Source organism: Nonomuraea sp. NPDC054003 (genome assembly GCF_055585125.1).
Genome location: NZ_JBVJKR010000006.1, coordinates 403,045 through 417,866, shown reverse-complemented (window position 1 = coordinate 417,866; position 14,822 = coordinate 403,045). Strand labels below are relative to the sequence as shown.

Sequence of the window (14,822 nt, the reverse complement as noted above, 5' to 3'; positions counted from 1 at the left end):
CCGTCAGGGTCTCAGCCGGACGCGGCGGTCGAGGACTGCGTCATCCGGTAGTGCGACGGCGGGACGCCGTAGCGGTCGACGAACGCCTGGCGCAGGGTCTCGGCGGTGCCGAACCCGCATCTCGCCGCCACCACGGCCACCGGCAGGGACGTGGCCGCCAGCAGGTGGGCGGCCGCTTCGGTGCGGGCCTGCCTGATGAACCTGCCGGGCGTCAGGCCCGCGTGCTTGAGGAACAGCCGGGTCAGGTGACGCTCGCTCACGCCCGCGCCGGCGGCCAGCGTGGTCGTGGTCAGATCGCCGTCCAGGTTGGCGACGATGTGGCTCATGACGCGCTCGACCAGGCCGTTGCCGGGCGGGGGCGCGGCGGTGAACATGCTCATCTGGGCCTGGTTGCCGGGCCGCTGCATGTAGGTGACGAGGTTGCGGGCGACCCGCCGGGCCACCTCCGGGCCGTGGTCCTCCTCGACGAAGGCGAGGGTGAGGTCGAGGGCGCTGGTGACCCCGGCCGAGGTGGCGATCTCGCCGTCGCGGACGAAGATCGGATCGGGATCGACCGAGACCTTCGGGTACTTCGTGGCCAGATGCCGCGCCCACTCCCAGTGGGTGGTGACGCGCCGCCCGTCGAGCAGCCCCGCCGCCGCCAGGATCTCCGCCCCCGTGCAGACCGACGCGACCCGCCGGCTCTCCCTGGCCAGGCGGCGTACGTGGGCGAGGATCCGCGGGTTGTCCGCCGCCGCCATGCAGCCGATGCCGCCGGTGACGACCAGCGTGTCGAGCGGGCCCTTGACCTGTTCGAGCGCCTCGTGGGCCTGCAGGGTCAGGCCGCTGGCGCAGGTGACGGGATGGCCGCCGGGACTGGCCATGACCATCCGGTAGGCGGGCGCGGCTCCGTACCAGTTCGCGCTCTGCAGCGTCGAGGTCACGCAGGCGATGTCGAGCAGCTGCGCGTCGGGATAGCCGACGACGACGACACGACGCTCGTGCATGAGAAGACTGTACGGCGTGCGGGCCGTGAGCGGAGGACCCCGGCGGCGGTCAGATCATCCGGGGCCGGGGCGGTGGTCGGTGGGCAGGGGCGCGGGAAGCAGCTTGCCGAACGGGACGGCGCGCATGGCGCGCAGGCGTTCGGCGGCGCGAAGGTGGCCGTGTCCGGCGGCGAGCCTGTAGTAGGCCCTGGCGATGTCGAGCTTGGACGGGCCCTCCTGCTCGTAGGCCCGGCCGTAGGCGAAGGCCAGATCCGCCGCCAGGTCGATCGGCGGCCGGTGACGGTCGAAGGCCTCGGCGCCGGGATGGCGCCGCTGCACCGCGACGTAGGCCCAGTGACGGGACTCCGCGACCTCGCCCAGCAGCGCCTTGATGATCGCCAGGCGGTAGGCGGGCTCGGAGTCGCCCTCGGCCGCCCGGCGGACCAGGTACGCGACCATCCTGGAGGTGCGCCGGTCGGCCTCCTCCGCGGGCGTCCGGTAGAGGTCGTACGTGCCGGTGGCCTGCGCGCGGGGCTCGTACGAGCCGGCGTGCGTGCGGGGCTCCTTCCTGGCGGCGAGCCAGCGGGCCTGCCACTGCGGCACGGTGCCGAGGGGGGCCACCGGCAGGCCGGTCTGCTCGGCGTGGCGATGACAGACCGTGACGAAGGAGGAGACCAGCTCCCAGTCGGGGAGGCGTTCCCGCTTGCCGTTGAGTATGTCGCTGAGCGTGCTCGTGGGCAGTTCCTTGGGGATGCCCGGCGCGCGCGACAGCCGGTTCATCCGGCCATAGCTCGGCTGCCCGGCCGCTTCCCGCAGCTCTATGAGCTGGGCTATGAAGGCGTGGTGCTCGCCCTTATGCGTTTCAGTCATCGTCCTTGAAAGTGTCGAACGGATCAGGTTGTCGCCATATTTGCAGAAAAAATCTCGCAGTTTGGACGGTTTTCCGATATCCATCTATTTCGGCATCAACGGCCACTTTCATTGATCTCCGGCGCAGCCGTACCAGGTGTGGTACCGCTGGTCAGACGGCCGATGGGATCGTCTTAGGTGGCTGATTTCCGGATAAGTCCGGAACAAGCCGGACGACCTCGTACGATCGCGGAAGTTTGCCCCCGGGGACGCTTCGTTGTCGATCTCGTCCGGCTCTGTCCGGGCATGTTTGCACCACTGGCCGGCGCCTTTCCCGGAGCCACACCATGGGTCGCGTCCACCGCCGCCCTCCGGGAGGCCAGCGCCCCCATGCCGCTTCTCACGGCTCGCCCCTCAAGCATCACGTACCGCGCCGACGCTCCCTGCCCGGCGGACGAGCACCTGCTGGTCACCCTCCTGACGACCTGGGTGCTCGCGACCGGGCGCACACCTCCTGCCGTGCGCCCGGAAGAGATGACCCCCGAAGAGCTCATCGACTTCTGGGCCGACGACCGCGCCTGAAGAAAGAGGACCGATGTTCACCACCTGCCAGTTGCTCACGCTCACCGTGACGATCATGATCGCCGCGATCACCTGCGCGCTCTTCCTGGCCACCGGCGCGCCCTGGCCGGCCGCCCTGCTCGGCGGCGGCGGGGCGGGCGGGGCGACGCTGGTGGCCCTGCCCAAACTGCTGAACAGGCTCGACCCGTGACCCGTGAGAGATCCGCCTTTCCCGGGAGCTGTCCTGCTACGGTTTAGCCGCTCAATAGACACATAAGGGGATATATGTTCGGCATTGTCCGCCCATGCCGGCACGTCATGTGCGAGGGACTCTTCGCGGACTGGATGGGCCATCTGTGCGGGCTCTGCCTGGCGCTCCGTGACGAGCACGGGCACCTGTCCCGCCTGGTGACCAACTACGACGGCCTGCTCGTGTCCGTCCTCACCGAGGCCCAGTCCCCCGCGTCCGCGCCGCGCCGGCGGGCGGGCGCGTGCGCGCTGCGCGGCTTCAAGGGCGCCGACGTGGTGGAGGCCGAAGGGGTGCGGCTGGCGGCCTCGGTGTCGCTGCTGCTGGCGGCGGGCAAGGTACGCGACCACGTGGCGGACGGGGACGGCGTGTACGCCCGCCGTCCGGTGGCCGCCGGAGCCACCCGGCTGGCGAGCCGCTGGTCCTCGGCGGGCACGGCCATGGCGGGCACGCTCGGGTTCGACCCGGCCCCGCTGACGGCGGCGGCCGGCCGCCAGGCCCTCCTGGAACGCGCGCCCGCCCGTGCCCTGCGTGAGCTGACCGGGCCCACCGAGGACGCCGTGGCCGCCGCCTTCGGGCACACGGCGGTGCTCACGGGGAAGCCGCACAACCGGGCGGCCCTGGAGGCGGCCGGGCGCGGGTTCGGCAGGCTGGCCCACCTGATCGACGCGGTGGAGGACCTGGCCGACGACAAAGCGTCCGGCGCGTACAACCCGCTCGCCGCCACCGGCACCGGCCTGCGCGAGGCCCGCCGCCACTGCGACGCCGCCCGCGCCGACGTCCGCGCGGCGGTCACCGAGCTGGACCTGCCGCACCCCTCCCTGGCACGCGCCCTCCTGGTACGGGAGACCGGCCGAGCCGTCTCCCGAGCCTTCGCCATCGCGGAGGGCAGTGGAGCACAGCCCCACCACGCCGCAGACGACCGTGCGGGAAGCCATCACGCGGGGAACCACCTCGCGGGAGACCACCGCGCCGGGCGCTTGTCCGGGCGGGCGCCTGAGACGCCGCCCGGTGATCCCGGGGCGCCGCCGGGCAAGCGTCCGCCGAAGCGGGATCCCGGAGGGTTGCTGTCCTCGTTGTGCGCCGCGCTGACGTGCTGCACGTGCGGGTTGTACCGGCCCGCGTGGGACGAGGACCATGAGAGTTCCTGCTGCCAGCGCTTCGACTGCTCGGGCTGGGACGCCTGCGGCAACTGCGGCGAATGTTGCAACTGCTGCAACTGCTGCGGCGGAGACGGGTGCTCCTGCGACTGCTGATCCCCCGTAGGGAACTTGACACTGCATGCTGCCCTATTGCATCTTGCAATATAGAAGGAGGCAGTATGAGACTGTTAGTGATCGGGGCGACGGGCCGTACCGGTGCGCACGTCCTGGAGCAGGGTGTCGCGCGCGGCCACGAGGTGACGGCGTTCACCCGGAAACCGGAGCTCCTGAAGGGGCGCGAGGGCCTGCGCGCCGTCGTGACGGGGGACGCGACCGACCTGCCCACCGTGCGCGAGGCCGTGGCGGGCCAGGACGCCGTCATCTCGGCGGTGGGCACGAGCGGCATCGCGAGGACGCTGATCGCCGCGATGCGCGAGACCGGCGTGCGCAGGGTGGTGATGACCAGCAGCCGCTCCATCCCCGCCACCCGCCCCCGCCTCGCCGTCGGCCTGGCCTGGCTGTTCTTCCGATCGGCCTACGTGGACCTGGCGCGGGCCGAGGGCATGCTGGAGGTCTCCGGCCTCGACTGGACGATCGTCCGCGCCACCATGCTGACCGGCAAACCCGCCAACGGCCGGCTGCACGTCGACTTCGAGGCCAACGCCACCGGCGGCGAGGCCACGCTGCCCCGCGCCGACTACGCGACGGCGCTCCTGGACGCGGCCGAGGACGACGCCATGATCGGCAGGACTCCGGGCGTGTGCGGCGCCCGGGCCTGAACCGGACCCACGAGGCCCTCCACCGTGGTCATGGGGTGCACGTGTAGCCCGCCGGCAGGGATGGGTCACCGCCGGGGCGGGTGGGCCTGGAAGCCGAAGGACGTCTCGCCGCCCGGCGCGACAGTGGCGTTGTGCCCGGCGGGGCGGGCGGTAGCGGTGCGGCCGTTGTTGTGCCCGTGCACCGCGTCGACCCCGGACAGGATGGGATGCCGAGCGGGGTGGCCAGCGCCGCGTTCTGGAACCTGTCGTACATGTCCGCCCAGGCAGCCGGAGTGTTGGTGACGGCGCGGACCCGCCGCCCGACAGCACGGACCCGAGGCGGTAGGCGGTGACGTCGGCGGGCGCGGGAGCGGTCCAGCCAGGGCGTACCACAGGCCCGATGGAGTGAAACTTTCACCCTTCCCTAACAAGATCGCGCCATGTATGGTCAAGCCGTTGCCGAAAGAAAGTTTCACCCACGGAGGATCGATGGGCAAGAAGCTTCACCTGCTGGCCGTTCCGATCGCGGCCGTCGCCATGGCCGCACTCACCAGCCTTCCCGCACAGGCCGCCGACGGCTACGACCGGTGCCAGCCGGGGAACTACTGCATGTTCTCCGGCCTCGACGGCACCGGTGACATCATCCAGATCACCGCCGACACCCCCAACCTCGCGGCGCTGGGCATGGCCAACCGCGCCAACTCCGACTGGAACCGTACGAGCTCCCTCGTCCACCTCTACTCCGGGGCGAACTACACCGGCTGCACGGCCGTGACCCGCGCCGGCTCCAAGGGCAACTTCTTCTCCACCTACCGCGAGTTCTTCGAGTCCGTCCGCATCGGCGGCCCCAACGGTCCGTCGTGCGGCACGCCGCCGGGCGAGGACTCCCCCACCGTCTCTACGAGATGACCGGCTCTTCGAGATGACCGTCTCTTCGGGATGACGGCCGCGCCCCCGGCCGGCGAACGGCCGGGGGCGTCGCTCAGCGGATGAAGCGGTCGACGTAGTCGGCGCCCAGCCCCACCTCGGCGTAGTGGCGGCGGGCGTTCTCGATCTTGGAGAAGACGTCCTCCACGCCGGTGGGGTTGCCGTCCGGGTCGACGTAGATGTACGCGCCCGTGACGTGGAACAGGGTCCGCATCTCCTCGACGCCCTCGGGGACTTCGAGGGTGTGGATGTCGCCCGGCGGCTCGAAGGCGTAGCTGCCCTCCTCGGCCCACCAGTCGTGCTCCAGGTAGTGCCAGCGGCCCCGGAGCGTCGTCGCGTGGACGGGGCCGGCGTGGCGGTGGCGCGACAGGATGCCGGACCTCCTGACCCGCAGGATGTTGACGAAGTAGCCCTGGGTCGCGCTGAGCAGGAGCGGCCTGAAGGTCACGTCGGGCGCCTGCGGCACCCAGAGGCGCTCGTCGCACTCGACGTCCAGCGCGCCGAGCTCGACGAGGTCGTCCACGGTGTTCGGCAGGAGGGGGCCGCGGTAGGGGATCGCGGCTTCGTCGCGGATCCTGCCGGCGTCCGGAGTGTCCGTCATGATGGTCGGTCCTTTCTCGATCGGCGCAGGCGGGAACGCCGCCGGTGCTCCCGCACGGGAGCCGGCGCCGGAAGGGTCGTGCTATCGGTGGTTGTCGGACGGCAGGGGCTTGCCCCACCAGGCGGCGGGCCGGGCCCAGCCCAGATCTCGCGACGCCCGCTCGGCGGCCTCGACGGTGAGCTCGGCCAGCCTGTTGGCGGGGTCGAGTATGACGTCGCGCAGGCCGCTCACGGACAGGGCGCCCTCGAGCTCGTTGCGGAAGTTGAACACCGGGGCGCCGACGGCGGCGATGCCCGGGGTGACGTTCTGGTCGGAGACGGCGTAGCCGCGCTGGCGCGTGACCTTGACCTCTTCGTTGATCTCGGCCGCGGTGGGCCCGTCCTTCGAGCCGTTCTCCGCGAAGTCGAGCAGCCACTCCCGATAGACGTCCTCGGGAGAGAACGCCAGGATCGCCATCGGCCCGGCGCCCAGGTGGAGCGGCATGGAGCCGCCCAGCTGCAGGGCCAGGCTCTGCACCCGGCGGCCGTCGAGGCGCTCCACGCAGACGGCGTCGAGACCGCGCCGGATGCACAGGAAGACCGTCTCGCCGCTCTCGTCGTGGAGGTGCTGCATGTGCGGCAGGGCCGCACGGCGCACGTCCATCCGGCGGACCGCGCCGGAGCCGAGACGGAACAGGTGCAGGCCGATCCCCCACTGACCGCGGGTGCCTGACTCGACCCAGCCGAGGGAGGCGAGGTTGCGCAGCAGCCGGTGGATGGTGCTGCGCGGCTCCCCCAGGGTCTCGGCGAGCTCCGCCGCGCTGACCCACTCGCGCTGGGCGAGGATCTCCAGGATGGCGGACGCCTTGTCGAGCAGGCCGACCGGCTCCCCGTCACTGGTGGAGGGGGTGCCTGGCGAAGCCTGTCCTCTCATGGAACAACCCTATCTTGGTGGTCGCGTGACAATAGTCGGATCAACGATCGGGAAAGTCGTCCTCCCGGTGGAAGGTCCCGTCGACCGTGATGCCTCCGTCGACGGGCAGCACCACCCCGGTGACGAACGCCGCCTGAGGGGAGACCAGGAAGGCCACGGCGTCCGCGACCTCCTCCGGCCTGCCGAACCTGCCCAGCGGGGTGCGCCGCAGCAGGGTCTCCTCGTCGAGGACGCCCATGACCAGCCCGGAGCGGAACATGTCCGTGTCCATGTAGCCCGGCGCCACCGCGTTCACCCGGATGCCGCGCCGTCCCCACTCGACCGCCAGCACCCGGGTGAGCCCCGAGACGCCGGTCTTGGCCGTGGTGTAAGCGAGCCGCAGCGGCAGGCCGAAGGTCGACCCCACCGACGCCAGGTTGACGATCGCGGCCCGGGGACTGCGCTCCAGCAGCGGGAAGGCCGCGCGGGAACAGCGCATGGCGCCGCCGAGGTGGACGTCGAGCTCCTTCATGAAGCCCTCGGTCGGGAAGCTCTCGGCCGCCGCCCGCGCGATCACGCCGGCGTTGTTGACCAGCGCGTCCAGCCGCCCGAAGCGGGAGCGCACCTCCTCCAGCAGCCGCCCGACGCTGTCGTCGTCGGTGACGTCGGCGTGCACCCCGACGGCCGTGCCGCCTTCCTTCGCCACCACGTCGGCCGCCGCGGCGGCGCCTTCGCCGTTCAGGTCGGCGATCACGAGGTCGAAGCCGTCAGCGGCCAGCTTGACCGCGATGGCGGCGCCCAGCCCGCGGGCGGCGCCGGTGACGAGGGCGACGGGCCGAGCCGTCTCAGCGGACATCGGAGGTCATCCTCCCCGACTTCAGGAACGCGCGGGCCTCTTCGGCGATGCCCGGCCCGTCGAGACGGTAGTGGCGGTAGAGATGGGTCGGCGGGCCGATGGGAGCGTACTCGTCGCGGATGCCGTGCCGCAGCAGGGGCACGCCGATCCCGTGGTCGGTGAGCGTCTCGGCGACCGCGCCGCCGAGCCCGCCGTAGACGTTGTGCTCCTCGACCGTCATCAGCCGGCGTGACCCCTCGGCGGCGGCCACGACCGCGGCCTCGTCCAGCGGCTTGATCGTGTGCAGGTCGATCACGCCGACGCTGTGGCCCTCGGCGCGCAGCTCCTCCGCCGCCAGCAGCGACGGATGCACCGTCGTCCCGGTGGCGATGATGGTGAGGTCGTCGCCCGTGGCGTGCACGATCGCCTGCCCCGGCCGGATCCGCTCGTCGTCCGGCTCGTACACCAGCGGCTCGCGGCCGCGGCCCATCCGGAAGTAGACCGGCAGCGGGTGGTCGGCGTACGCCTTCAGGAGCACGCCCATCGCCACGTGGTCGGCGGGCGCGACGACCGTCATGTTGGCGATCGTACGCATGATCGCGATGTCTTCCGTCGCGTGGTGCGAGGTGCCGTAGAAGCCGAAGGTGATGCCGGAGTGGTGGCCGATGAGCCGGACCGGCTGCCGGGTGTAGGCGATGTCGGTGCGGATCTGCTCGCAGCACAGCAGGGCCAGGAACGAGGCGAAGCCGGTGACGTACGGCCGCAGCCCGGTGGTGGCCAGACCGGCGGCGACGGACACCGAGTTCTGCTCGCTCACCCCGAGCTGCAGGAACCGGTCGGGATGGCGCTCGTGGAACGCCCACAGGCCGTTGGAGAACGACAGGTCCGGCGTGAGCACGACGACCGGCTCGCCGTCGTCGACCAGGGCGCCCAGCTGCTCTCCGAGCGCGAGCAGGCCCGGCGACTTGAGCAGCATGCTGGGGATGTGCCAGGAGCCCTCCGCGAGCGGCTGCCCATCGGCTCCGCGCGGGACGAGGCTGTCGGTGTTCAGGTTCACTTCTCGTCCTTCAGTTCCCGGATGACCGCGGCCTCGTCCTGCTCGGCGAGCCAGCCCAGATGCCAGCCGAAGTCGCGCTCCATGAAGCCGACGCCCTTGCCCTTGACGGTGTGCGCGATGACGGCCGTGGGCTTGGCCGGCTCGCCGTCGCGGAGCCGCAGCAGGGTGTCGAGCAGCGCCGGCACGTCGTGGCCGTCGACCTCCACGACGTCCCAGCCGAAGGCCCGCCAGCGGTCGGCGAGCGGCTCGATCGTGATGATGTCGTCGACCTTGCCGTCGAGGCAGTAGCCGTTGCGGTCGACGATCGCGACCAGGTTGCCCAGGCCGTAGTGACCGGCCGCCGCGGCGGCCTCCCAGATCTGGCCCTCGTGCAGCTCGCCGTCGCCGAGCAGGGCGTAGACGTTGAAGTCACGCCCGGTCATGCGGGCGCCCAGCGCCATGCCGAGCCCGACGGAGAGGTTGTGGCCGAGCGAGCCCGAGCTGAAGTCGCAGCCCGGGACCTTGGTCATGTCCGGGTGGTCGCCGAGCGGGTTGCCGAGGCGCGTGTAGCCGTCGAGCAGCTCGGGATCGAAGAACCCGTGGTCGGCCAGGATCGGGTAGAGCCCGACGGCGGCATGGCCCTTGCCCATGACGAAACGGTCGCGATCCGGCCACTGAGGGTCTCCGTGGCGCAGGCGCAGCACCCCGTAGTACAAGGTCGCGAGGATCTCCGCGCACGAGAACGTCGACGAGTAGTGACCCGTCTTCGCGATCGAGATCAGGCGGACGGTCTCGAGGCGGACGAACTGGGCGCGCTCGCGGATCCGCTCGACCACCTCCGATGAGGTCGTGAGGGACGCGCCTTCACTTGCGGGCATGCAGTCGATTCCTTTTCATGAGGTCAGACCATCGGCGGCCTAGCCATCCAGAGCTGCCTGGTCCCACTATGAACGATGCACAAGACTCAGTCAATGACACATACTCTCAGGGCCTGAGAGCAGACAACAACTCTGTCTCATTCAACGAATGTGTGTCCTACTCATTGACATCGCCCGTTCTGGTTGCCACGCTGCTCGTCATCGCCCCGACCCAACGGAAGGAACGTCATGGAGGCGCTGGTCTACGCCGGTCCCGGCGCGGTCGAGATCCGCGACGTGCCCGAGCCCGAGCCGGGTCCGGGCGAGGTCCTCGTGGAAGTCGGTCACGTCGGCGTCTGCGGGACCGATCACCTCCTGGTCCGCGGCGGCCTGGCACGGGTCCGGCCGGGGGTGGTGATCGGTCACGAGATGGCCGGGCGCGCCGTCGGCGGCGACCTCGGCCGGGCGGGGCTCCGGCCCGGCGACCCGGTCGCCGTCGAGCCGCTCATCAGCTGCGGGACCTGCCGCACCTGCCGCCGCGGGCACCGGCACATCTGCGAGGCGCTCGGGCTCTACGGCATCGACCGCGACGGCGGCGCGGCGAGCCACGTGGTGGTCGCGGCCGACCGCCTGCACCGGCTGCCTGACGGCGTCCCGCCGCGGGTCGCGGCGCTCGCCGAGCCGCTCTCGGTGGCGGTCCACATGGTCTCCCGCGCCGGCGTGGCGGTCGGCGACGTCGTCATGGTCTTCGGCGGCGGGCCCATCGGCGCGCTGCTGGGCCTCGTGGCCCGGCTGTCCGGCGCCTCCGCCGTGCTGGTCGCCGAGCCGCGCGCGGACCGGCGGGAGCTGCTGGCGGAGCTCGGCATGACCGTCACCGACCCGCTCGGCGCCGACGTGGCCTCCTGGTGCGAGAGCCGCGCGCCCGGCGGGGTGGACGTGAGCTTCGAGGTGTCGGGGGCCGACTCCTCCTACGCGGCCGCGGCCGAGGTCACCAGGCCCCGCGGCACCGTCCTGGTGGGCGCGCTCACCGACCGGCCGGCCCGGGTGCCCATGTCCCAGGTGATGCTCAAGGAGCAGACGCTGGTGGGCTCCCGCGTCTACACCGGCGACCACATGGCCCGCGCCGTCAACCTCATGGGGACGGCGGGGCTGCCCCTCGAAGCGCTGGTCAGCGACGTGGTGCCGGTGCGCGAGGCGCCCGGCCGCGTGTTCGGCGACGGGCCCGCGGGGCTGATGAAGACCCTGATCGCGGCGGGTGACGCGTCATGACCGTCCTGGTGGCGGGCGCCTCGGGCGTCATCGGCCAGGCCGCGGTCGAGCGCTTCCTGGCCGACGGGACCGACGTCGTCGCCCTGTCGCGGCGGCCTCCCGACGTGGCTCCCCACCCCCGGCTCCGGCACGTCGCCGTGGACCTGACGGACGCCGCCGCGTGCCGGGACGTCCTGGGGCGGCTGGCGGGCGTGACGCACGTCGTCTACGCGGCGCTGTTCGAGAAGCCTGGGCTCGTGGCCGGGTGGCTGCAGGAAGACCAGATGCGCACCAACCTGGCCATGCTCACGAACCTCGTCGAAGCGCTCGTCGGCGCGACCCGGCCGGTCCTGCGCCACGTCAGCCTCATGCAGGGCGCCAAGGCGTACGGCGGGCACGTCCACCCGCCCCGCCGGATCCCGTCACGCGAGCGGGAGCCGCGCGACCCCCACCCGAACTTCTACTGGCTGCAGGAGGACTACCTCCGGCAGGCGGCCGACCGGCACGGCTTCGACCTCACGATCTTCCGCCCCCAGATGCTGGTCGGCGGAGCCACCGGCTCGGCGATGAACGTGGTCCCCGTCATCGGCGTCTACGCGGCGCTCTGCGCGAGACTCGGCCTCCCGTTCGGCTTCCCCGGCGGGCGGTCCTACGTCTGGGAGGCGGTCGACGCGCGGATCGTGGCCTCGGCGCTGTCGTGGGCCCGCTCGTCGCCCGCCGCCCGGGGAGAGACCTTCAACATCACGAACGGCGACGTCTTCGAGTGGCGGGACCTGTGGCCCGCCATCGCGGCGGAGCTCGGCATGGAGCCGGCGGCCGACACACCCCGGGCGCTCGCGGACTTCCTGCCCCGGCACGAGCACGTGTGGAAGGAGATCGTGCGGGAGCACGGGCTGCGCCCGACGCCCCTGCCGGCCTTACTCGGCGAGTCCCACCACTACGCGGACAAGTGCTTCGCGTACGGGTCGGAGAAGCCGATGCCGCCGAAGTTCCTGAGCACCGTCAAGCTGCACCGGGCGGGCTTCCACGACTGCCTCGACACCGAGGAGTCGTTCCGGTACTGGCTCGCTCACCTGCGCAAACGCCATATCTTGCCCTATATACACCCTTGAAATCTCATTCCCACTCTGATGTCATATGTCCACTGAGTTGGACAAATGGCTCCAGCAAACGGTCCACGTCCCGCTTAGCGCTACGTCGGGATCGAATGCGACGGCATCTCTTCGTACGACGCCATAAGACAGGAGAAGACGTGATCGCACAGTCGGCCCGTCGGTTCAGCAGGATCCGCGCGCTCGCCGCCATGGGCGCCCTGGCGGCCGTGGTCGCCGCATGCGGGTCCAGCCCTTCCACCGACCAGGCGGGCACGCCCGCGGAGGGCGACCCGTTCAAGGTGGGCATCGTCGCCCTCGACGCGACGCAGATCACCGCGCTCAACGAGCGCACCGCCGCCCAGAAGAAGATGAAGAGCATCGGCTGGGAGACCACGGAGATCAACTCCGACGGCGACCCCGCCAAGGCCATCTCCGCGATGCAGAACCTCGTGCAGAGCGGCGTGAACGCCATCATCGTGCAGACCTACACCCCCGACCAGCTGTCCGCCGGCCTCGCGGCCGCGAAGGCGGCCGACATCCCGGTCTTCTCGACCGCGGGCGGGCTGGCCGGCGGCGGGGAGGCCGGCGCGGTCGAGCTCGTCGCGGCGGCCAACGTCAACGACGAGGTGATCGCGGCGATCAAGGACAAGCCGAAGGTCGAGCTGCTCCAGCTGCGCTACACCCCCGGCGCCCCGTGCCGGTCCAGGGCCGAGGACCTCGACGCCAAGCTCGAAGGGCTGTCCAACGTCAACGTCACCCGCCAGGAAGTGAAGATCCCCGGCGGCGAGCAGTCGGCCCAGGAGGCCACCTCCGCCTGGCTGCAGGCGCACCCCGACGACGGGCAGACGACCTTCATGATCTGGCCGTGCTTCTCCGAGGCCGCCATCGGCGCGGTGTCCGCCGAGAAGCAGGCCGGCCGCGGCCCCTACCCGCTCTACACCTGGGACATCTCCAAGCCCGCGATCCAGGCCATCCAGGACGGCTACGCGACCGGCGTGCTGTGGATCCAGGTCGACAAGGCCGGCGAGCAGATCGTGGAAATGATCAAGGAGTGGCGTGACGCGGGCGGCTCGTGGCAGCCCAAGGACGTCACCGCGCCCAGCGTCCTGCTGACCAAGGACAACATCGAGCAGACGCTCCAGGAGAACCCGGATCTCCTCAGCTAGCGGTACCGGGACCCACCACCAAGGCCTGACGAGGGAGGCGAGTCATACGTGATGGCGACAGGGCATCCGGCCGCGCGGGCGGCCGGAGACGATCCGGCGCCCCTGCTGTCGGTGCGGGGCGCGGTGAAGAACTACGGCCTCGTCCAGGCCTTGCGCGGTGCCGACCTCACCGTCGGGCGCGGGGAGGTGCACGGGCTGCTCGGCGCCAACGGCGCCGGGAAGTCCACCCTGGTGAAGATCCTCGCCGGCCTCGCCAAGCCGGACGAGGGAGACTTCGCCATCGACGGCGTGCCCTTCCGCCCCGGCAGCATCCGCGAGGCGGCGGCGGCCGGCGTGCGCCTGGCCCACCAGGAGCTCGCCATCGTCCCGGCGCTCAGCGTGCGCCAGAACCTCCACCTCGGCCGCTACCTCCATCCCGAGCTGGCCGGCGCCAAGGAACGCGAGCGCGCGTACACGGAGCTGTTCGAGGAATGGGGGCTGGACATCTCGCTGGACGCCGTCATGCGCGAGCTGTCCCCCGCCCACCAGGCGACCGTGGCGCTGGCCAAGACGCTGGTCGGCAGCGGACGCCTGCTCATCCTCGACGAGCCGACCGCCTCGCTCGGCCCGAAGGAGGTGAGCGGGCTGTTCTCCATCATCCGCCGCCGCGTCGAGGCCGGCGCGGGCGTCATCTTCGTGAGTCACCGGCTGGGCGAGGTCAGCCGGCTGTGCGACGCCATCACCGTGCTGCGCAACGGCCAGCGGGTGCACGACGGCCCGATGGAGGGCGTCGACGAGCACGCGCTCGCCGATCTCATCGCCCACGACGCGGGCGGTGACCGGCGTCGCGCCGAACGCACCACGACGGCCCCGGCCGCCTCGGTCAAGAAGAGCGCGAGCCCTGACGGGCCGCTGCTCTCGGTCAGCGGTCTCCGGCTGCAGAACCGCGTGGATGACGTCTCGTTCGAGGTGAACCCCGGCGAGATCGTCGGCATCGCGGGCCTCGTCGGCGCCGGCCGGACCGAGGTGCTGGAGGCGCTGGTCGGGCTCCGCCGGGTCGTGTCCGGCGAGATCAGCCTCGGCGGCCGGGCCTACCAGCCCCGCGACCCGGCCAGGGCGCTGAAGCAGGGCGTCGTCCTGGTGCCGGAGGAACGCCTGGCCCAGGCGATCTTCACCCAGCGGGACATCGTGTTCAACTTCTCCAGCTCCCGTTTCCGCACGCTGGGCGGCGGGCCGGGAGGCATCCTGAGCAGGCGGTCCCGCTACCGGGAGTCGGCCCAGCGGCTCGCCGAGTCGCTGCGGCTCAAGGCGCGGTCGCTGAACGACTCGATCATGTCGCTCAGCGGCGGCAACCAGCAGAAGGTGGTGCTCGGCCGGGCGACCGTCGACGGGCTGCGCCTGCTCCTGCTGGACGAGCCCACCCGGGGCGTGGACGTCGGCGCCCGTTACGACTTCCAGCAGATGGTGCGCGGCCTCGCCGACCAGGGCGTCGGCGTCGTCTACGTCTCCTCCGAGCTGGCCGAGCTGGAGTACTGCGATCGCATCGTGGTCATGGTCGAGGGCCGCGCCACGGTGCAGTTCGACAACGACGACGGTTTCGACGAGGACGAGCTGACCCGCCTCTGCTTCCTGCGCGCCGGCGCGGCCGCCGTCGAGCAGGCATAGA

At 71.5% G+C, this 14,822-nt stretch carries 17 protein-coding genes; 9 read left to right on the top strand and 8 right to left on the bottom strand.

Translation table 11 applies throughout. From position 1 onward, the window contains the following. Nucleotides 1–11: 11 nt before the first annotated feature. Together ACZ6YG_RS18495 and ACZ6YG_RS18490 are read right to left on the bottom strand one after the other, a co-directional pair. Nucleotides 12–986: a GlxA family transcriptional regulator gene (locus tag ACZ6YG_RS18495; RefSeq protein WP_271278022.1), complete on the bottom strand. Its 975-nt coding sequence runs from the start codon at nt 984–986 to the stop codon at nt 12–14. 54 nt (nt 987–1,040) lie between these two features. Continuing rightward, nucleotides 1,041–1,835: a hypothetical protein gene (locus ACZ6YG_RS18490; RefSeq protein WP_466018659.1), complete on the bottom strand. Its 795-nt coding sequence runs from the start codon at nt 1,833–1,835 to the stop codon at nt 1,041–1,043. Between the two features lie 369 nt (nt 1,836–2,204). Here ACZ6YG_RS18490 and ACZ6YG_RS18485 point away from each other — a divergent pair, with 369 nt between their 5' ends. The 4 genes from ACZ6YG_RS18485 (at nt 2,205) to ACZ6YG_RS18470 (ending at nt 4,543) form a co-directional block, all read left to right on the top strand. Further along, entirely contained in the window at nt 2,205–2,396 is a 192-nt protein-coding gene (locus ACZ6YG_RS18485) for a hypothetical protein (protein WP_187280989.1), read from the top strand. 13 nt (nt 2,397–2,409) lie between these two features. Next, the gene (locus ACZ6YG_RS18480) at nt 2,410–2,586 is read left to right on the top strand and encodes a hypothetical protein (RefSeq protein ID WP_219543872.1); all 177 of its coding nucleotides are present in this window, start codon (nt 2,410–2,412) and stop codon (nt 2,584–2,586) included. Between the two features lie 74 nt (nt 2,587–2,660). After that, complete coding sequence (locus ACZ6YG_RS18475; RefSeq protein WP_466018658.1) at nt 2,661–3,878, top strand: DUF5685 family protein; 1,218 nt, start codon at nt 2,661–2,663, stop codon at nt 3,876–3,878. A gap of 65 nt (nt 3,879–3,943) precedes the next feature. Next, nucleotides 3,944–4,543 carry an NAD(P)-dependent oxidoreductase gene (locus tag ACZ6YG_RS18470; RefSeq protein WP_187280986.1) on the top strand — a complete coding sequence of 200 codons (600 nt, stop codon included), beginning with the start codon at nt 3,944–3,946 and terminating at the stop codon, nt 4,541–4,543. A 65-nt stretch (nt 4,544–4,608) separates the two neighbouring features. Here ACZ6YG_RS18470 and ACZ6YG_RS18465 read toward each other — a convergent pair whose 3' ends face one another. Then, nucleotides 4,609–4,725, bottom strand: a complete 117-nt coding sequence (locus tag ACZ6YG_RS18465) for a cellulose binding domain-containing protein (protein ID WP_466018657.1) — start codon at nt 4,723–4,725, stop codon at nt 4,609–4,611. Between the two features lie 286 nt (nt 4,726–5,011). Between ACZ6YG_RS18465 and ACZ6YG_RS18460 the strand changes: the two genes are divergently transcribed. Then, nucleotides 5,012–5,431, top strand: a complete 420-nt coding sequence (locus tag ACZ6YG_RS18460) for a peptidase inhibitor family I36 protein (protein WP_466018656.1) — start codon at nt 5,012–5,014, stop codon at nt 5,429–5,431. A 73-nt stretch (nt 5,432–5,504) separates the two neighbouring features. On the opposite strand, the gene ACZ6YG_RS18455 is transcribed toward ACZ6YG_RS18460, so the two are convergent. From ACZ6YG_RS18455 to ACZ6YG_RS18435, 5 genes are all read right to left on the bottom strand, one after another. Then, nucleotides 5,505–6,050, bottom strand: coding sequence for a 2,4'-dihydroxyacetophenone dioxygenase family protein (locus ACZ6YG_RS18455; RefSeq protein WP_148029722.1), 546 nt, complete (start codon nt 6,048–6,050; stop codon nt 5,505–5,507). Nucleotides 6,051–6,131: 81 nt separating this feature from the next. Then, complete coding sequence (locus ACZ6YG_RS18450) at nt 6,132–6,962, bottom strand: IclR family transcriptional regulator (RefSeq protein ID WP_148029721.1); 831 nt, start codon at nt 6,960–6,962, stop codon at nt 6,132–6,134. 40 nt (nt 6,963–7,002) lie between these two features. Next, nucleotides 7,003–7,797: an SDR family NAD(P)-dependent oxidoreductase gene (locus ACZ6YG_RS18445; protein ID WP_148029720.1), complete on the bottom strand. Its 795-nt coding sequence runs from the start codon at nt 7,795–7,797 to the stop codon at nt 7,003–7,005. Beyond that, complete coding sequence (locus tag ACZ6YG_RS18440; RefSeq protein ID WP_466018655.1) at nt 7,787–8,833, bottom strand: transketolase family protein; 1,047 nt, start codon at nt 8,831–8,833, stop codon at nt 7,787–7,789. The genes ACZ6YG_RS18445 and ACZ6YG_RS18440 overlap by 11 nt, the downstream gene beginning before the upstream one ends. Then, complete coding sequence (locus tag ACZ6YG_RS18435; protein ID WP_466018654.1) at nt 8,830–9,690, bottom strand: transketolase; 861 nt, start codon at nt 9,688–9,690, stop codon at nt 8,830–8,832. Before ACZ6YG_RS18435 ends, ACZ6YG_RS18440 begins: the two co-directional genes overlap by 4 nt. A gap of 228 nt (nt 9,691–9,918) precedes the next feature. On the opposite strand from ACZ6YG_RS18435, the gene ACZ6YG_RS18430 reads away from it, so the two are divergent. From ACZ6YG_RS18430 to ACZ6YG_RS18415, 4 genes are all read left to right on the top strand, one after another. Further along, the gene (locus tag ACZ6YG_RS18430) at nt 9,919–10,938 is read left to right on the top strand and encodes a zinc-dependent alcohol dehydrogenase (RefSeq protein WP_148029718.1); all 1,020 of its coding nucleotides are present in this window, start codon (nt 9,919–9,921) and stop codon (nt 10,936–10,938) included. Next, nucleotides 10,935–12,029, top strand: a complete 1,095-nt coding sequence (locus ACZ6YG_RS18425) for an SDR family oxidoreductase (RefSeq protein WP_466018653.1) — start codon at nt 10,935–10,937, stop codon at nt 12,027–12,029. The genes ACZ6YG_RS18430 and ACZ6YG_RS18425 overlap by 4 nt, the downstream gene beginning before the upstream one ends. Before the next feature lie 140 nt (nt 12,030–12,169). Further along, nucleotides 12,170–13,177 (top strand): sugar ABC transporter substrate-binding protein, encoded by a 1,008-nt coding sequence (locus ACZ6YG_RS18420; RefSeq protein ID WP_187280984.1) that lies wholly within the window; start codon nt 12,170–12,172, stop codon nt 13,175–13,177. A gap of 51 nt (nt 13,178–13,228) precedes the next feature. Next, the gene (locus tag ACZ6YG_RS18415) at nt 13,229–14,821 is read left to right on the top strand and encodes a sugar ABC transporter ATP-binding protein (RefSeq protein ID WP_466018652.1); all 1,593 of its coding nucleotides are present in this window, start codon (nt 13,229–13,231) and stop codon (nt 14,819–14,821) included. Nucleotide 14,822 lies beyond the last annotated feature (1 nt).